The sequence below is a fragment of the Vibrio sp. D173a genome (assembly GCF_030248475.1).
The window spans coordinates 1-983 of record NZ_JAHGAH010000793.1; the positions used below are offsets into that span (position 1 = coordinate 1).

The 983-nt window shown below is 49.0% G+C and carries 1 protein-coding gene; it reads right to left on the reverse strand.

All coding sequences use genetic code 11. The annotated features are described in order from the left end of the window. Nucleotides 1-117: 117 nt before the first annotated feature. A partial coding sequence (locus KIV40_RS29345; RefSeq protein ID WP_285352758.1) for a Mur ligase family protein occupies nt 118-983 on the reverse strand: 866 nt, incomplete at its 5' end.

The window sequence follows — 983 nt, forward strand, 5'->3', positions numbered from 1 at the left end:
TGGTGTTGCACGACCAAAGATCGATACAGACACTTTCAGGCGGCTCTTCTCGTAATCCACTTTTGGGTCAAGCGCAAGAAGTGAGCGCTCGACCACAGTATGCGTGAACTTATTCTATTAAGCACTCTGCATTTTATTAATGTCTAATTGCAGCGCTTCTAGCTGTTTCGCCACGCGGCCAACATCCCCTGGGATTACGTTAGCCAACGTCGATGGGAACGCTGCAATATCCGGAACAAAGATTGGATCGATTTTACCACGACCACGAATGGTTCGGCTCAGCGCACGACCGTCAGCACCAGCAATTGGTTTCTCACCTGCAGAGTAGACATCCAGCAAGATTAACACGTCTACCTGCTCCAGCACGTTTGCGAAATCATCAAACAGATCACGCGTACGACTATAGCGGTGCGGCTGGAAAATCATGACTAAACGCTTGTCTTCCCAACCGCTGCGTGCGGCTTGGATAGTCACGTCGACTTCCGTTGGATGATGACCGTAATCGTCCACAAGCATCGCAACACCTTTGCCCGTTTCATACTCACCTAAGTGATCAAAACGACGGCCTGTGCCTTGAGTACCCGCCATTGCTTTTAGAATCGCTTCATCGCTAATGTCGTCTTCTGTTGCCACAGCAATCGCTGCCGATGCATTCAATGCATTGTGACGACCTGGAATATTCAGTGTGATATCAAGATTCGCCTTGCCTTCACGAACCACCGTGAATTTGCCTTGTTGGCCTTCTTGACGGTAGTTCTCGATACGCACATCAGCGTCTTCCGAGAAGCCGTAAGTGATCACCTGACGACTAACCTGAGGGATCAGCTCGCGGACTACTGGATCATCAACACACATGACAGCCTGACCGTAAAACGGTAGGTTGTGTAGGAAGTCGATAAAAGTCTGCTTTAATGTTTCGAAATCACCACCGTAGGTATCCATGTGGTCAGCTTCGATGTTGGTAACGATACTTACCATAGGTT